This window comes from Acidovorax sp. GW458-11-26-14-TSB4 (genome assembly GCF_059423865.1).
In genome coordinates this window covers 169,855-185,672 of the sequence record NZ_JBWKYR010000003.1, presented here as the reverse complement: position 1 = coordinate 185,672, position 15,818 = coordinate 169,855, and the positions used below count along the sequence as shown (strand labels likewise).

Below are 15,818 nucleotides of genomic sequence, written 5' to 3'. Positions count from 1 at the left end.
CCCTATGGCGACCCATTCTCGCTGGTCCGAGTCGATCGAGACGATGCTGCAGGTCAACCCAAACCCCAGCTGCGATGTGCTGATTGTGGGGTCTGGCTATGGAGGAAGCTTCGCCGCGCGGGAACTGGCCGGTCCGGGCGTGGAGACCTGGGTGATCGAGAGGGGCAGAGAGTACGCGCTCGGGGAATTTCCCGAAGACATCGGCCACCTACCCGGCCACCTGAGGCTGCAGCGCGGCGCCAGCGGAAAAGCCCTGGGGAACGCGCAGGCGCTGCTCAATGTCCAGAATTTCGATGCAGTGGCCGTGCTCACGGGCAGCGGCCTGGGAGGTGGCTCCCTGATCAACGCCGGCGTGGCGTTCAAGCCCGCGCCAGCCACCTTCGACCAGGACTGGTGGCCGCGTGTATACCAAAGCGGTGGTGAGCGGCGCGAAGCCCTGGTGCATGCCCTGGACGAAGTCGTCTCGGCGCTGGAGGCGGCGCCCCTTGCGGGCGCGCCAGCCCTCCCCAAATTCCAGGCCCTTTCGCGGCTTGCGGGCGGGCTGCAGGCGCAGGCGGCCCAGCCGGTCGACCTCACCATCTCGAACACGCAGAGAACCAATGCACACGGGGTGGAGATGCAGGCCTGTGTGCAATGCGGCAACTGCTTCACCGGCTGCAATGTCGGTGCCAAGGGCTCCTTGGCCACCAACCTCATTCCGGCTGCGCACGCGCGCGGTGCGCGCTTCTTCGTCGGCGGCACCGCCCTGCGTGTGGAGCCGCTGGAGACCCCCGCACGCAGCGCGAACGGACGCGAGCTGCGCTGGCGCGTGCATTTCCGGTGCTCGGCGGGCAGCCGCAACACCTCGCCCATCGAATTTTGCATCGACGCGCACACCGTCATCGCCAGCGCAGGCAGCCTGGGCAGCACCGAGCTCTTGCTGCGGTCCTTCCAGCTGCCGCGCTCAGAGGCGCTCGGCTCGTCTTTTTCCACCAACGGCGACGTGATTGCGATGGGCTGGCGCCAGCGCCAGGCCGTCCATGCCGTCTCGGCCCCCGAAGCCGGCGACACCAGCCCCAGCCGGGATATCGGCCCGACCATCTCGGGAACGCTGCGCGTGCCCCTGGAGGTGGATGGCGTGCAGCAGGAAATCCTGGTGCAGGACGGCGCCATTCCCTCCGCGCTTGCCCAGGCCACCAGCACGCTGGGCCACACGCTGGCGACCCTGCACCGCTATGTGCGCGACGTGGATGCGCGCTTCCCCGGCACCGACGACCCCCTGGCCCTGCCACCGGACGCGGCACGCCACGCGCAATTGCTGCTGGCCATGGGCCAGGACGCATCGAACGGGAAGATCCTGCTGCGCACCCCGTCGGGCACAACAGACCCTGCGGACCCGGATGCCCTGGAGCTGGACGTGCGCTGGTCCCCCGACAGCGGCGCCGCAACGGCCGGCAGTGCCAGCTACTACCAGGCCGTGCACCGCGCATTCAACCAGGCGCATGCGGCCGGCGGCTTCGATGGCGGCGACTACCTTCCCAACCCCCTGTGGCATCCGGCCCCCGATGGCTTTGCGGAGATCATCTCCGGTGGCCAGCAGGAAAAATCGATCACCGTGCACCCGCTCGGCGGCTGCCCCATGGGCGACGACGGAAGCCGGGGGGTGGTCGACTGGCGCGGTGCCGTGTTCAAGGGCGCAGGAAGCGAGGTGCACGCGGGCCTTCACGTGCTGGACGGAGCCATCGTTCCGCACGCCCTGGGCGTCAATCCCTTCGTCACGATCTCCGCCCTGTCCCTGCTCGCGGCGCGGGACATCGCCCGCGAGCTGGCGCAGACGGGCCAGCGCAGCGCCGCGCCCGCCCAACCCACGCCAGGCCCCGCACCGCAAGTGGCGCAACTCCAGCCCCGCGTGGCCGAAGCGGCGCCCGCCGGCCCCGGGAGTGCCATGGTCTTTCGCATCCACGAGCACCTGCTGGGCGGCTCGGACAAGGACCACCTGCCCGACTGGGCCCGGCAGCTCCTGTCCGCGCACGACCCGGCGCTGAGCGCCGAGGCCGCCACGCAGCCGCGCGCCCTGATCGCGGCTGTGGAGGTGGCGGTCGACCTGCACCAGTGGCTGGCCGAGCCATCGCGCCCATGGGCTGCCTCCCTGGCGATCTACGCCAATGCCATCCCGGGCTGGCCATCGATCCACTCCGATGCCTTGAAGGGCGAGCCCTTGCTGCGCGGCTCCGGGCAGGTGTCCCTGCTTGCGCTCGAGCGGGCCGGCGTCCTGCGCAGGGGCTGGCGCTGGCTGCTCGCTGTCGCCACCTACCTCAAGCGCAGGCCCGGCGGAATGTCCCAGTACTTCACTTCCGGCTGGTTCCGCAAGCTTCTCGGCTTCTCCCGCGCGGGATGGCTGCACACGAACTACCGCACGCTCGACTACCACTTCACCCTGCAGCCCCAGGGCGCTGCTGCGGACCAGGCGATGGAGATCGTCGCCCGGGGCAGCAAGCTGCTGGCCTACCGCAACGGCGCGCGCACCCTCTGGGAAGCGCTCACGATGCTGGACCTCGAGCTGCGCAGCAAGGACGACAGCGCACCCTGGAGGATTGCGCTGCGCGTTGATCTCGCGGACCTCGTGAGCCGGCTGCGGCTGCAGATCCGCGAGACGGCGAACACGCCGGCCTCCATCGTCGGACTGGCATCGTTCGCCTCCCTGTGGCTGCGCGCGGTGATGCAGACGCATTTCTGGTCCCTGCGGGGCCTGGACTACGCCAAGTACACGCGCCCAGCCCTGCCCCCCCACCCCGCATTGAAGACGGCACAGGGCATCGACGTACAGCCGCAGGCCGAGGTGCTGAAGACGGCGCGCCGCAGCGGCGACCAGGAACAGATCGAGCTGCAGCTCACGGTCTACCGCCACCCCGAGAGCGTGGGGCACATCCTCTTCATCCACGGGCTGGCCCACGGCAGCGGCGTGTACGCAACGGACACCGTCGATACCAACCTGGCAGGCCACTTCGTGCACGCGGGCTATACCGTCTGGTTGCTGGACAACCGCATGTCCAACCGCCTGGGCTATGCGCGCGATGCGCACACCATGGACGATATCGCGCACAACGACATCCCGGCAGCCATCGACCGCGTGCATGCCCAGGCGGGGGGCCAGCCCATCGACGTGTTCGCGCACTGCGTGGGTGCGGGCGCCTTCGCCATGGCAGCGCTGCAGGCGCGCTTTGACACCGCCAAGGTGCGCGCGGCCATCATCCATGCGGTGCACCCCTGGGTGGTGCCCTCCGTGTCCAACCGCTTCTCGGGCGCACTGGCCGCGCTCTACCGCAACCTGCTGACGGGCAACGAACGCATCGACCCCCTGCTGCCTGCCAAGCCAGGCCCTGCCGACGAACTGCTGGACCGGTTTGCAGCCACCCTGGCCTGGACGGATGAAGAGCGCAGCCTGCACGAAGCGCACCGCGACTCGCCCGGCGCGGGCTGCGCCATATGCAACCGGATGACTGCCTTCTATGGGCGCGAATGGGTGCATGCCAATCTGGACCCGCGCACGCACGAGCGGCTCGGCGAACTGGTCGGCGTGGCCGGCGTCGAGGTGTTCCGCCAGCTGTACTTCATCGTGCTGCGCGAGCGGCTGACCAACCGCGAGGGCGAGAACGCCTACCTGCTCGAAGACAACTTCCTCGCGAACTGGCACTTCCCCACGCTGTTCGTGCACGGGCTTGAAAACAAGGTGTTCGACCCGCGCGGCGCGGCACGCACCTGGAACCGGCTGCGACGGGTCTTCGCACAGAGTCCCGACCGGGTGGTGCGCACCTTCATCCGCAGGGGCTATGGGCACATGGACTTCCTGTTCGGCAAGAATGCCCACCAGGACATCTACCCGCACCTCACCCGCTTTCTCGACCAGCCGGCCGCATTCGAGGACATCGCCGATGGCTGCCACATCGACCCCGACCTGCCACGCCCGGTGGGCCAGTCCAGCGACACCGATCTGGCCGACCGGGACTTCATCGCGCCCATCCGGCCCCTGACCGGCCCCATGCTGCAAGCGGAGTGGTACCTGCAAGGAGAAAAGCGCCGGCGCCGGCTGGTGATCTGGGTGGAGCAGTATTTCGACACGACCAGCACGCCGATGGCACCGGAGGTCCGCATCGGCGGGGTGCTGTGCGATAGCGCCCAGGTGACGGCGTTTCCCGGCGTGGTGGCGCAGACCATTCCCCCGGCCCTGCCCCCCACCGGACAGGGCTACTACTGGACCTGCGTGCTGGAGGAAAGCGAGAAGCTGCCGTTCCAGGACCTGCCCCCGATCAGCCTGACGCTGCGCTGCCTTCCCCAGGGGTCCGGTACCGCCAGGGCGGTGGCGCCCGATGGTGCCGTTCAGAGCCCTGCAACGAGCGAATCGCTGCCAGTCATTCTCGACCTGGCTGCGCTGCCCTGGTGGCAGCGCTGGACCAGCGACACCCACACGCGCCCCGCGGTGAGTTTTCTCGCCAGTTCCTGCCGCTGGCCGGGCATGGCGCTCGAGCGCCGTGCGATCGACGCGCTGGCCGGCGACATGGAGCAGCACATCGACGATGCCACGGCACCCGCTCAGGCCCTGCTGCTGCTGGGCGACCAGATCTATGCCGATGCCATGGCCAATATCGCGGAGACCACGGAACGCGATGAGCGCGGTGCACAGCGCTACCGCGAGAGCTGGGGCGGCGCCGCCACACGCCAGCTGTTTTCACGCCTTCCCGTCTGGCTGGTGGTGGATGACCATGAGTTCGACGACAACCTGGACGGGGCGGACAACGCCACGGCAGACTCCTTGCGCGGACAGCGCTTCTTCAACGGTTTCCTGGCGGCCGCGGCCTACCAGTCGCGCTTTCACCGCAAGGACCTGCCCAGCCTGTCCCTCACCCCCAAGGGATGGACCGTGAGGCGCGGCCTGTGGCACGAGTTCGACGTCGGTGGCATCCCCGCCTTCGCCGCCGATACGCGCACGGAGCGCAGCGCCCGCACGCTGCACAACTGGAGGGATGCCCACATCGTGGGCGAGCGCCAGATGGAGGCCATCGAACGCTGGCTGCTGGCCCACCCCAAAGGCCCCAAGCTGCTGTGCAGCGGCAGCGTTTTCGCCCTGCCGGAGAAGCGTTTCGTGGCCGAACCCGCCACCTGCCTGGCCGCGGACAACTGGCTCGGCTACCCGGCCAGCTGGCGCAGGCTGGTGCGCTTCATTGTGCAGAATGAAATCGAAGGCCTCATCTTCGTGGCCGGTGATTACCACCTGAGCGCACTGGTCGAGGTGGAACTCACCAGCCAGGGCAAGTCCGCGACGGCGCTCAATCTCGTGTGTTCGGCGTGGAATGCCAGCCTGCCCTTCGCCAACGCCCAGCCGTCGGACTTTACCTTCGACCAGCCGGTGCATGCACCGGGCAGCGACGCCGATGCCGCCATGGTGTCCACCGCGCGTTTCGCCTCGGATGCCCCGCGGCAGTTTTCCAAGATCACGATCACCGAGGAGCCCGGGGCTGGCAGCACCGCCAGGGTGGCCATGGACGTCTACGGGCCCGGCAACATCCTCACCAGGGAACTGCGCTCAAGGCTCCAGGTCGGACGCCTGCTTGAAGCGTCGCGCAGCGAGCTGCTGGACGCATAGCCTTGCGGCAGGCCCGCCCGTGGGTGGAGAGGCCTTCCAGGCCCTCAGCCCCTTCGCACCAGGAAGGGCCGCAGGCGGCTGACAAGCGGCATGGCCAGGCCCACCCAGCGGATCAGGCGGCGCGGCCCGGCCACCAGGGCGACCCCCGCCAGGGCCGCCACTGCGGCCGGGTGCTCCTTGGCAAAGGCCGCGGCCCGCAGCGCAAACGGCTCGTCTGAGGAGGCCTGATGCGCCGACTGGGCCAGCGCCACCGACTGGGCGCGCGCGATGCGGCGCGCGCGGATGCGCTCGCGTTGCTTGGCAATGCGGTCGAGCACCCGTTGCTGCTCGGCCGTGGGTTGGGGAACAAAGGCTTGTTGGTTGTCGGCAGCCATCACAGGCGCTCCTTGATGTCGCGCCAGTCCTGGGCGAGTTCCTTGCGGGTCAGCGCAAAGCCGTTGCTGGCCCGCTTGGCCACGGAAACCAGGCCAAACAGCGTGCCGCCCCAGCCGAGCAGCCAGGCCCCTGCCACCAGCCAGCCCACCAGCACGCGGTGTTCGGTGTCCCAGAATTGCACCAGCACCGCCATGGACAGCATGATGAGGGCCACCACCGTGAGCCCGCCGACCAGGATGGTCAGCACCAGCAGCTGCTGCAGGCGCTGTTTCTGGTCCTGCCATTCCAGGCGGGCCAGGTCCATCCGGTCTTCGGCTGCAATCGCCCCTTCTATGACATTTGCGCGCCAGCGCGCCACCAGCGCATCCAGGCCCAGAAGAGCAAGCCAGTTCATCAGTGTCCTTGGGTTCTACAGGTCAAAGCAGGCCATGCGGCCTGCGGGTCAACACACAGCCGCTTCAGCGGCGTGCAAGCACGAAGCCGACCAGGGCGCCCACGGCCAGCGCGGCACCAGCCACGCGCCAGGGTTCGTCATGGGCATAGCGGTCCGCAGCCAGCGCGGCATCCTTGGCTTGGCGGGCGGCATCCTGGGCAGCACGCACGGTCGCTTCCCGCGCGCTGTGCAAGCCATCGTCGAGCTTCTGGCGCAAGACCTTGATGTCGGGAATGGAATCGAGGTCCTTGCTGGCCAGCAGGCCGCGCAGGTCGGACACGAGTTTTTCCAGATCGGCCTGGGTCGTGGAGATGGAGTCGGAAACGCTCATAAAGCAAACCTTTCTGATTAGACATTGAAGAAATCACACCCCATGGGTTGCCTGTGGCTCCCCCTCATGCAGCGCTCACAGTCATCTTAGCGGACACATTGCCAAACGCCTTGTAGGACTTGGACTCAATGGCTTACGCATGACAGGGTGTTGACACGCATCATGAGAACAAAGCCGCCACATGCGCGCCGATGGCCAGCGCACTGGTCAGGCCTGGGGACTCGATACCGAACAGGTTCACCAGGCCCGGCACGCCATGCACCGCTGGCCCCTGGATCAGGAAATCGGCCGCCGGTTCATCCGGCGCCGTGATCTTGGGGCGCATGCCAGCATAGCCCGGCAGCAGCGCGCCGTCCGCCAGGCCGGGCCAGTACTTGCGCACCTCGGCGTAGAAGGCATCGCCGCGCGCCGGGTCCACCTGCAGGTCCGCAGGGTCGCCCACCCACTGCACGTCGGGGCCGAAGCGGGCCTGGCCACCCAGGTCCAGCGTGAGGTGCACACCCAGGCCTGCCGCCTCGGGGGCGGGATAGATGAGGCGGGTGAACGGCGCGCGCCCGGCCAGTGTGAAGTAGTTGCCCTTGGCGTAGTACGGCACGGGCACATGGCGTGGGTCCAGCCCTTCGAAGCGCCGTGCCAGCTCAGGCGCGGCAAGCCCTGCGGCATTGACCACCGTGCGCGCCAGCAGTTCGGTTCCATCGGCCGCCTGCAGGAGGATGCCCTCGGCCGTGCAGCGCGCCTGCGCCAGTGGAGAGTTGAGCGCCACCAGGCCCCCCGCATGCTCCAGGTCGCCCTGCAAGGCCAGCATCAGCGCATGGCTGTCGATGATGCCGGTGCTCGGCGAATGCAGCGCGGCCACGCACTGCAGCGCAGGCTCCAGCGCCTGGGCGGCTACAGCATCCAACCACACGAGATCGTGAACGCCGTTGGCTTTTGCACGCGCCTCGATGCCCTGTAGTGAGGGTATCTGCTCCAGGGAGGTGGCCACGATCAGCTTGCCGCAGCGCCGGTGCGGCACGCCGCGCGCGGCGCAGTAGGCATAGAGCATCTCGCGCCCCTGCACGCACAACCGCCCCTTGAGCGACCCGGCCGGGTAGTAAAGCCCCGCGTGGATGACCTCGCTGTTACGCGAGCTGGTGCCGGTACCGATGGCATCGGCGGCTTCCAACACCATCACCTCGCGCCCCTGCAGCGCCAGCGCCCGGGCCACGGCCAGCCCGACCACGCCGGCGCCCGCCACCACGCAATCGACGGCTTCGCTCACCGCGTTGCCGCCTGCTCGAATCCGTCGAGCACATTCACGGCGTTGTGGCCCAGCTCCGCCGCTGCATAGCCGCCTTCCAGCACGAACACCGTGGGCAGGCCGAGCGCGGCCAGGCGTTCGCCCAGACGCGTGAAGTCCGTCGTCTTGAGGGCGAACTTGGAGATCGGATCATCCTCGAAGGCATCGAGCCCGAGCGAGACCACCAGCGTATCGGCCTGGTACTGGGCAATGCGCGCACAGGCCTGCTCCAGTGCGGCGAACCACTGCTCGGCGCTGGTGCCTGCGGGCAGCGGCAGGTTCAGGTTGAAACCCGCGCCCTGCCCTTCGCCGGTTTCGTCGGCATGGCCCAGGTAGAACGGGTACTCGGTGCGCGGGTCGCCGTGCATGCTGACGAAGAGCACGTCGTCGCGGCCGTAGAAGATGCTCTGGGTGCCATTGCCGTGGTGGTAGTCCACGTCCAGCAGGGCCACGCGCTGTGAGCCATGGTTGCGCAGCCACTGCGCGGCCACGGCGGCATTGTTGAGGAAGCAGTAGCCGCCCATGAAATCCGGGCCTGCATGGTGGCCGGGCGGGCGCGTGCAGCAGAACGCCGCGCGCGCGCCCTGGGCCACGCGGTTCGCTGCGCTGGCTGCCGCATCGGCGCCGGCCTTGGCGGCCTCCCAGGTGCCTTCGGCCATGGGCGTGCCGTTGTCCATCGAATACAGGCCCAGTTTGGCCACGAAGTTGTCCGGCTCCACGTCGCTGCGCAGGCTGCGCACCGGCCACACCGAGGGAAAGGGCTGGACCGAGGCATTGGCCGCATCCAGCGCCAGCCATTGCGGCCAGGCCGTCTGCAGAAAGGCCAGGTAGCGCGGCGCGTGGATCTGGGCCAGTACGGGGCTGCTGTCCACGTCGGGCACCAGCAGGCCGTGGCCGCGTTCGCGCAGGGCGTCTTCGACGTACTGGGCGCGCACCGGCTTCTCGAAGCAGGGCACGCGCTCGCCGCGGAAGAACTCGTGGACCGGCGCATGCCGGTGGTGCAGCGGGTTGTGGAAGGAAATCATGCAGGCAGAGTCAAAAAGAGGGAGGCCAGCCCCGGCAGGACAGGGGCGGCAGGGCTCACCACTTTAGCGCGTCCCGCACCGCTTTCGGTGCACCAGAACTCAGCACCACCGTGCTGCCATCCCCAAGGCTGGAACGCCCGGCGCCGTCTCGCACAGGGCGATTCGGGCCGCCTTACGAGGTGGCTTCCTCTGGCGGGACAAGGCACGCCACCGCCCGCGATGATGGCCGGTCGACATCGGCCCAAGCTGGCACAGCGCTTGCATCTCATCTTGTATCCAAGATTGAATTCTTCAAAATGGTGCAAGCAACAAGCTCCCTGGTGGCCGAACTTCCTCCTGCAGCGGCGGACCTGCCCGCGCTGGCGCCGCAGGCCTGGATCCTGCGCTGCGAGCCCCCCATCGCCGGCACGGCCGGCGGGCCGCTCAGCGGCCTGACTTTCGCGGTCAAGGACAACATCGACGTGGCGGGCCACCCCACCTCGGCCGCCTGCCCGGCCTTCGCCCATGCGCCTGCGGCCCATGCTGCGGTGGTGCAGCGCCTGCTCGATGCCGGCGCCACCCTGGTGGGCAAGACCAACCTGGACCAGTTTGCCTGCGGGCTCAACGGCACGCGCTCGCCGCACGGCGCCGTGCCCAATGCGCTGGACCCGGCCTATGTCTCGGGCGGCTCCAGCTCGGGCTCGGCCTATGTGGTGGCCACCGGGCAAGTCGACTTCGCTCTGGGCACCGACACCGCCGGTTCGGGCCGCGTGCCAGCCGGGCTGAACAACATCGTGGGCATCAAGCCGACCAAGGGCCTCATCAGCGCCCGCGGCGTGGTGCCGGCGGCGCAGAGCGCCGACTGCGTCTCGATCTTCGCGCGCACGGTGGACCTCGCAGCCCGCGTGCTGCAGGTGGCCCAGGGCTATGACGCCGAGGACCCCTATGGCCGCCAGCTCAGGCTGGCCAGCGAGCCGCTGCCAGCAAGCTTCCGCTTCGGTGTGCCCGACGTGCTGGAGTTCTTTGGCGACGCAGCGGCCGAGTCCGCATTCGCCGAGGCCGTGGCCCGGCTGAAGGCCCTGGGCGGCACGCCGGTCTCCATTCACTACGCACCCCTGGCCCAGGCCGCCGCCCTGCTCTACGAAAGTGCCCTGGTGGCCGAGCGCTACGCCGCCGTGCGCAGCTTCTTCGATGCGCATGCCGACCAGGTGGTGGAGCCGGTGCGCAGCATCCTGGCCAGCGGGCGCGGCTACAGCGCGGCCGACCTGTGCGATGCCCAGACCCGTCTGCGCGCGCTGGGCCAGCAGGTCGCACCCATGTGGCAAGGGGCCGAGGCCATCGATGTGCTGCTGGTGCCCACGGCGCCCACGCACTACACCATTGCGGCCATGCAGGCCGACCCGGTGGTGCTCAACCGCAACCTGGGGGCCTATACCAACTTCGTCAACCTGCTGGACTATGCCGCTATCGCGGTGCCCAGCAGCCTGCGTGCCGATGGCCTGCCCTTCGGCATCACCCTGATCGGACCCTGCGGCAGCGACCTGCAACTGGCCGAGCTGGGCCAGCGCTACCACCATGCCACCGGCCTGCCCCAGGCCGCCGGCAGCACGCCCCTGCCCGCGCCCCAACCCATCGCCGGCCTGCTGGCGCCCGCCACGGTACGGGTCGCCGTGGTCGGCGCGCACCTGAGCGGCATGCCGCTCAATGGCCAGCTCGCCGAGCGCGGCGCCACGCTCGAGCGCGCCACCGAGACCGCACCCGATTACCAGCTCTACGCCCTGCCCGGCACCGTGCCGCCCAAGCCCGGCCTGCTGCGCGTGGCGCCGGGCCAGGGCACGCGCATCGCCGTCGAGGTCTGGCGCATGCCGGCCGCGCACTACGGCAGCTTTGTCGCGCTGATTCCCCAGCCGCTGGGCATAGGCACCCTGTCCCTGGCCGACGGCAGCAGCGTGCAGGGCTTCATCTGCGAGCCGCTGGCTCTGGCCGGGGCACGCGACATCAGCCACTTTGGCGGCTGGCGGGCATACATCGCGTCGCTCAAGGCCGGCAACTGATTCCATCCACTCCATCCCTTCCAACCCTGCTGCAGGAGCCTGCCATGACATCCCACAGTTCCACCCCTTCCACCGGTACCTCGCGCCGCCGCGTCCTGCAGGCCTCGGCCGCCACCCTGGGCGCACTGGCCGCGCCCGCACTGGTGCGCGCCCAGGCTGCGCCCAAGATCCGCATCGGCTTCTGGCCCGTGGCGGCCGGCCTGCCCTTCTTCGCTGCGGTGGAAAAGGGTTATTTCAAGGAGGCCGGGCTGGACGTGGAGCCGCTCAAGTTCGCGGGCGCCCAGCAGGTGATGGAGGCCATGCTCTCGGGCCGGTCCGATGGCAGCTCCAACGGCACGGGCTCGGCCAACCTGGCCATCGGCGAGATCGCCCAGCCCGGTCTGTTCAAGATCTTCGCGACCAACCCGAGCAACGCCAAGTTCGTGCTCGATCAGTTCATCACCGGCAAGGACAGTGCCATCAAGACCATGGCCGACCTCAAGGGCAAGAAGGTCGCCTCGGGCCCCGGCATCCAGAACATGACCCTGTGCAAGACCATGCTGGAGCGTGCCGGTGCCAGCGGCGTCACGGTGACCGAGCTGCCCATCGGCCAGCACATCGCCGCCATTGTGGCCGGGCAGGTCGATGCCTGCTACACGCTGGAGCCCACGGGCACCATCGGCCGCATGAACGGGACCACGCGCGTCATTGAATCGGGCGTGGTGGCCAAATACATCCTGGGCGACGCCATGGCCCCCTGGCACGGCGGCGCGGCCAGCCTGACCAGCGAATTCATCAAGAAGAACCCCGAAGCCGCGAAGAAATTCATCGCCGCCTATGCCCGGGGCATCGAGCTGGTGCGCACCAAGCCCGAAGAAGCGCGCCAGTTCATGAAGGGCTACACCGCCATCGAAGGCCCGCTCACGGCCGAGGTGCCGCTGGCCTCGTACATGCTCTACAACGAGTTCAAGCCCAGCGACCTGGCGCACTTCCAGAAGTTCTACGACCTGTTCACCGAGAAGGGCATCTTCGAGAAGAAGGTCGTGGTCGACAGCCTGATCTACAAGGCCTGAGGGCAAGGCGCACCATGGCCGACACGACCTCCACCACCGCCGGCGCCTGGTCGCCACCCGCGGGCAAGGCGGCCTCCGCCGTACCGAAGAAGCCCGCCTGGGACCGGTTCCTGCCCTTCGCCGGCCCCCTGGCCCTGTTCATCGTCTGGGACCTGGTGGTGCGCCTGGGCTTCATCAAGCCCATCCTGCTGCCACCGCCCGGCACTACCGTGCTCACCCTGGTCACCGGCCTGGCCGGCGGGCCGCTGCTGCTGGACTTTGCCGTGACCGTCTGGCGCACGGTGCAGGCCTTTTTGATCGCCGCCGTGGTCGGTGTGCCCCTGGGCGTGCTGCTGGGCAGCAACGAGCGCGCCTACCGCAGCGTGGAGTTCCTGATCGACTTCTTCCGCTCCACGCCCTCCTCGGCCCTGATCCCGCTGTTCCTCTTGATCTTCGGCGTGTCGGATGTGAACAAGGTCGCCATCGCCGCATTCGGCGCCTTTTTGATCGTCATCTTCAACAGCGCCTACGGCGTCATCAACGCCCGCAAGCAGCGCGTGATGGCGGCGCGCGTCATGGGCGCCTCGCGCTGGCAGATCTTCAAGGACGTGCTGGTCTGGGAAAGCCTGCAACCCACCTTCGTCGGCCTGCGCTCGGCCGTGTCGATGGCGCTGGTCATCGTCATCGTGGCCGAGATGTTCATCGGCTCCGACAACGGCCTGGGCCACCGCATCATCGACGCGCAGCAGGTGCTCAACGTCAAGAGCATGTACGCCGCCATCCTGGCTGCCGGCGCGCTGGGCTATGCCCTGAACATCCTGTTCCTCGTCGCCGAACGCAAGATCGTGCACTGGAGCGGCCGATGAACGCCGTCGTCAACGGCGCCGTGTACGCCGACCTGCCCCGCCGCGCCTTCACCCCCGGCCCGGCCGGCACCCACATCACCATCCGCGGTCTGACCAAGTACTTCGCGGGCTGGCCGCTGTACGAGGACTTCGACCTCGACATCCCCAAGCACAAGATCGTCTCGGTCTTCGGCCCCAATGGCTGCGGCAAGAGCACGCTGATCAACATGATCGCCGGCCTCGTGCCTATCGACAGCGGCGAGATCCTGTTCGACGGCAAGAGCCTCAAGGACACCAAGATCGGCTACGTCTTCCAGAACTACCGCGAGGCGATGTTCCCGTGGATGCGCACCATCGACAACATCGCCTACCCGCTCAAGCTCGAAGGCAGGAGCAAGGCCGAGGTGGACCGCCGCATGGCCGAGCTGGTGGCCTCGTTCGACGTGAAGTTCGACCTCAACCGCTACCCCTACGAGCTCTCGGGCGGACAGCAGCAGACGGCCTCCATCATGCGCGCGCTGGCGCCCAACCCCGAGGTGCTGTTCCTCGACGAGCCCTTCTCGGCGCTGGACTTCGAGATGACGCTGTTCATCCGCGAGAAGCTGCAGGAGGTGTTCATGCAGACCGGCACGACCATGCTGCTGGTCTCGCATGACCTCGAAGAAGCCGTCTACCTGGCCGACGAGGTGCTGCTGCTGACCAAGCGCCCGACCAAGGTGGCCGAGATCCTGCACTACGAGGACGCGCGCCCGCGCACCCTGGCCACGCTGAGCGAACCCGGTTTCGTGGCGACGAAGAAGCTCAGCCTGGAGATCTTCCAGCGCGAGGTGCGCCGATGAACGCCGCCGAACTCGAACGCTACCTGGACGCCGCCTCGGCCGCCATCGGCCTGCCCATCGCGCCCGAGCACCGCGCGGCCGTGCTCGGCTACCTGGCCCTGGCCAGCGGCTTCGCCGACACCGTCAACGCCGTGCCCTTGGACGCCACGGACGAACCCGCCATGGCCTTCGTGCCCGTGTCACCGCAGGAGGGCAGCGCATGACAGGCCCGTGGTGGCAACGGGACGCCGCCGGCATGGCGCAGGCCGTGGCGGCGCGCGACGTGACGGCCACAGCGCTGGTAACGGCCTGCCTGGCGCGCATCGGGCAGACCGACGCCCGTGTGAACGCCTTCACCGAAGTGCTGGGCACCCGTGCCCTGGCACGCGCCGCGCGCATCGATTCCGGCCTGGCCGATGGCACGCAGGCGGCCCTGCCGCTGCTCGGCGTGCCCTTCGCGGTGAAGAACCTGTTCGACGTGGCGGACATGGCCACCCTGGCGGGCTCGAAGATCGAGCGGGACGCAGCACCCGCCACGGCCGACGGCTTGCTGGTGCAGCGGCTGGAGGCCGCGGGCGCCATCCTGGTCGGTGCCCTCAACATGGACGAGTACGCCTACGGCTTCACCACCGAGAACAGCCACGCGGGCGCCTGCCACAACCCGCACGACCTGGCGCGCATCGCGGGTGGCTCCTCGGGCGGTTCGGGTGCGGCGGTGGCCGCCGGCCAGGTGCCCATCACCCTGGGCTCGGACACCAATGGCTCCATCCGCGTGCCGGCCTCGCTGTGCGGGGTGTTCGGCCTCAAGCCCACCTTCGGGCGCCTGCCGCGCACGGGCAGCTTTCCTTTCATCTCCAGCCTGGACCACCTGGGCCCCATGGCGCGCAGCGTGCGCGACCTGGCACTGGCCTACGACGCACTGCAGGGGCCCGAGGCACCCGGCGCGCACACGGATGCCGGCTGCGCGCAGCGGCCTGTGGAGCCGGTTTTCCACACACTGGGACTCGGCACGGTCGGCCTGCGCATCGGTGTGCTCGGCGGCTACTTTGCAAACAACGCCCTGCCCGAGGCGCGTGCCGCCGTCGCCCGGGTGGCGCAGGCGCTGGGCGCCGAGGCCGAGCCGGTGGAACTGCCGCTGGTGGAGGCCGGCCGTGCGGCAGCCTTCCTCATCACCAATGCCGAGGCCGGTGCGCTGCACCTGGACAACCTGCGCACGCGGGCGGCCGACTTCGAACCGCTGTCGCGCGACCGCTTCCTGGCCGGTGCACTGATCCCAGCGGCCTGGGTGGCGCGGGCCCAGCGCGTGCGCGGCCGCTATGCCCGCGCTGCTGCCGCCGTGCTGGCGCGCTACGATCTGCTGCTGGCCCCTGCCACACCCTGCGCGGCCACACCCATCGGCACCGAGCGCTTGGACCTCAACGGCCGCGACCTGCCGCTGCGCCCCAACATGGGCCTGCTGACCCAGCCCATCTCGTGCATCGGCCTGCCCGTGTGCTCCGTGCCGGTATGGGGCGCGCATCCCACCCTGCCCATCGGCGTGCAGCTCATCGCCGCGCCCTGGCGCGAAGACCTGGTGCTGCGCGCCGCCGCCGCGCTGGAGGCCGCCGGCATCTGCCACGCCCCCATAGCCACTCTGTGAACGCCATGCACTACCCCATCAACCAGCCGGAGGTGCTTGCCGAAGTGCAGGCCGTGTTCGCCCGCTACGAAGACGCGCTGGTGAACAACAAGGTCGATGTGCTCGACGAGCTGTTCTGGGACAGCCCCCACACCCTGCGCTATGGCGCCACCGAAAACCTGTACGGCTACGCGCAGATCCAGGCGTTTCGCGCCGCGCGCCCGTCCCAGGGCCTGCAGCGGCGCCTGCTGCGCACCGAGATCACGACCTATGGGCGCGACTTCGCCACCGCCAACGTGGAATTCCAGCGCGAGGGCAGCGCCCGCACCGGCCGCCAGAGCCAGACCTGGCTGCGCACGCCAGCCGGCTGGCGCGTGGTGGCCGCCCACGTCAGCCTGCTCGATTGACCC

At 69.0% G+C, this 15,818-nt stretch carries 13 protein-coding genes; 8 read left to right on the top strand and 5 right to left on the bottom strand.

Annotated elements, in window-relative coordinates; translation table 11 throughout:
- The first annotated feature begins 4 nt into the window (after nucleotides 1-4).
- Complete coding sequence (locus tag AC07X5_RS09500) at nucleotides 5-5,620, top strand: alpha/beta fold hydrolase (RefSeq protein WP_494769913.1); 5,616 nt, start codon at nucleotides 5-7, stop codon at nucleotides 5,618-5,620.
- 44 nt (nucleotides 5,621-5,664) lie between these two features.
- Here the strand turns inward: AC07X5_RS09500 and AC07X5_RS09495 are convergent, their stop codons facing one another.
- From AC07X5_RS09495 to AC07X5_RS09475, 5 genes are all read right to left on the bottom strand, one after another.
- On the bottom strand, nucleotides 5,665-5,994 hold the full coding sequence (locus AC07X5_RS09495) for a hypothetical protein (RefSeq protein ID WP_494769912.1): 330 nt from the start codon (nucleotides 5,992-5,994) through the stop codon (nucleotides 5,665-5,667).
- Nucleotides 5,994-6,389, bottom strand: a complete 396-nt coding sequence (locus AC07X5_RS09490) for a phage holin family protein (protein ID WP_409956869.1) — start codon at nucleotides 6,387-6,389, stop codon at nucleotides 5,994-5,996. Before AC07X5_RS09490 ends, AC07X5_RS09495 begins: the two co-directional genes overlap by 1 nt.
- Before the next feature lie 64 nt (nucleotides 6,390-6,453).
- Nucleotides 6,454-6,759, bottom strand: coding sequence for a DUF883 family protein (locus AC07X5_RS09485; protein ID WP_409956870.1), 306 nt, complete (start codon nucleotides 6,757-6,759; stop codon nucleotides 6,454-6,456).
- A 160-nt stretch (nucleotides 6,760-6,919) separates the two neighbouring features.
- Nucleotides 6,920-8,020, bottom strand: a complete 1,101-nt coding sequence (locus AC07X5_RS09480) for an NAD(P)/FAD-dependent oxidoreductase (protein WP_494769911.1) — start codon at nucleotides 8,018-8,020, stop codon at nucleotides 6,920-6,922.
- On the bottom strand, nucleotides 8,017-9,063 hold the full coding sequence (locus AC07X5_RS09475) for a histone deacetylase family protein (RefSeq protein ID WP_494769910.1): 1,047 nt from the start codon (nucleotides 9,061-9,063) through the stop codon (nucleotides 8,017-8,019). The genes AC07X5_RS09480 and AC07X5_RS09475 overlap by 4 nt, the downstream gene beginning before the upstream one ends.
- A 296-nt stretch (nucleotides 9,064-9,359) precedes the next feature.
- Between AC07X5_RS09475 and atzF the strand changes: the two genes are divergently transcribed.
- Genes atzF through hpxZ form a run of 7 tightly spaced genes read left to right on the top strand, consistent with a single transcriptional unit; the run spans nucleotide 9,360 to nucleotide 15,815 of the window.
- Nucleotides 9,360-11,096 carry an allophanate hydrolase gene (atzF, locus tag AC07X5_RS09470; RefSeq protein WP_494769909.1) on the top strand — a complete coding sequence of 579 codons (1,737 nt, stop codon included), beginning with the start codon at nucleotides 9,360-9,362 and terminating at the stop codon, nucleotides 11,094-11,096.
- 44 nt (nucleotides 11,097-11,140) lie between these two features.
- Nucleotides 11,141-12,148 (top strand): ABC transporter substrate-binding protein, encoded by a 1,008-nt coding sequence (locus tag AC07X5_RS09465; RefSeq protein ID WP_494769908.1) that lies wholly within the window; start codon nucleotides 11,141-11,143, stop codon nucleotides 12,146-12,148.
- 14 nt (nucleotides 12,149-12,162) lie between these two features.
- Nucleotides 12,163-12,993: an ABC transporter permease gene (locus AC07X5_RS09460; protein WP_409956879.1), complete on the top strand. Its 831-nt coding sequence runs from the start codon at nucleotides 12,163-12,165 to the stop codon at nucleotides 12,991-12,993.
- A complete protein-coding gene (locus AC07X5_RS09455) occupies nucleotides 12,990-13,811 on the top strand; it encodes an ABC transporter ATP-binding protein (RefSeq protein WP_494769907.1) in 822 nt (273 codons plus the stop codon). The genes AC07X5_RS09460 and AC07X5_RS09455 overlap by 4 nt, the downstream gene beginning before the upstream one ends.
- Nucleotides 13,808-14,014, top strand: coding sequence for a DUF4089 domain-containing protein (locus AC07X5_RS09450; RefSeq protein ID WP_409956883.1), 207 nt, complete (start codon nucleotides 13,808-13,810; stop codon nucleotides 14,012-14,014). Before AC07X5_RS09455 ends, AC07X5_RS09450 begins: the two co-directional genes overlap by 4 nt.
- Nucleotides 14,011-15,429, top strand: coding sequence for an AtzE family amidohydrolase (locus tag AC07X5_RS09445; RefSeq protein WP_494769906.1), 1,419 nt, complete (start codon nucleotides 14,011-14,013; stop codon nucleotides 15,427-15,429). Before AC07X5_RS09450 ends, AC07X5_RS09445 begins: the two co-directional genes overlap by 4 nt.
- Before the next feature lie 5 nt (nucleotides 15,430-15,434).
- Entirely contained in the window at nucleotides 15,435-15,815 is a 381-nt protein-coding gene (hpxZ, locus tag AC07X5_RS09440) for an oxalurate catabolism protein HpxZ (RefSeq protein WP_409956887.1), read from the top strand.
- Nucleotides 15,816-15,818 lie beyond the last annotated feature (3 nt).

What these genes read in the sequence shown, in the direction of transcription:
- AC07X5_RS09485 (WP_409956870.1), bottom strand. Translation starts at nt 6,759, where the DNA reads ATGAGCGTTTCCGACTCCATCTCCACGACCCAGGCCGATCTGGAAAAA.
- AC07X5_RS09450 (WP_409956883.1), top strand. Translation starts at nt 13,808, where the DNA reads ATGAACGCCGCCGAACTCGAACGCTACCTGGACGCCGCCTCGGCCGCC.
- AC07X5_RS09455 (WP_494769907.1), top strand. Translation starts at nt 12,990, where the DNA reads ATGAACGCCGTCGTCAACGGCGCCGTGTACGCCGACCTGCCCCGCCGC.
- AC07X5_RS09460 (WP_409956879.1), top strand. Translation starts at nt 12,163, where the DNA reads ATGGCCGACACGACCTCCACCACCGCCGGCGCCTGGTCGCCACCCGCG.
- AC07X5_RS09490 (WP_409956869.1), bottom strand. Translation starts at nt 6,389, where the DNA reads ATGAACTGGCTTGCTCTTCTGGGCCTGGATGCGCTGGTGGCGCGCTGG.
- hpxZ (WP_409956887.1), top strand. Translation starts at nt 15,435, where the DNA reads ATGCACTACCCCATCAACCAGCCGGAGGTGCTTGCCGAAGTGCAGGCC.
- AC07X5_RS09445 (WP_494769906.1), top strand. Translation starts at nt 14,011, where the DNA reads ATGACAGGCCCGTGGTGGCAACGGGACGCCGCCGGCATGGCGCAGGCC.
- AC07X5_RS09465 (WP_494769908.1), top strand. Translation starts at nt 11,141, where the DNA reads ATGACATCCCACAGTTCCACCCCTTCCACCGGTACCTCGCGCCGCCGC.
- AC07X5_RS09495 (WP_494769912.1), bottom strand. Translation starts at nt 5,994, where the DNA reads ATGGCTGCCGACAACCAACAAGCCTTTGTTCCCCAACCCACGGCCGAG.
- AC07X5_RS09500 (WP_494769913.1), top strand. Translation starts at nt 5, where the DNA reads ATGGCGACCCATTCTCGCTGGTCCGAGTCGATCGAGACGATGCTGCAG.
- AC07X5_RS09475 (WP_494769910.1), bottom strand. Translation starts at nt 9,063, where the DNA reads ATGATTTCCTTCCACAACCCGCTGCACCACCGGCATGCGCCGGTCCAC.
- atzF (WP_494769909.1), top strand. Translation starts at nt 9,360, where the DNA reads ATGGTGCAAGCAACAAGCTCCCTGGTGGCCGAACTTCCTCCTGCAGCG.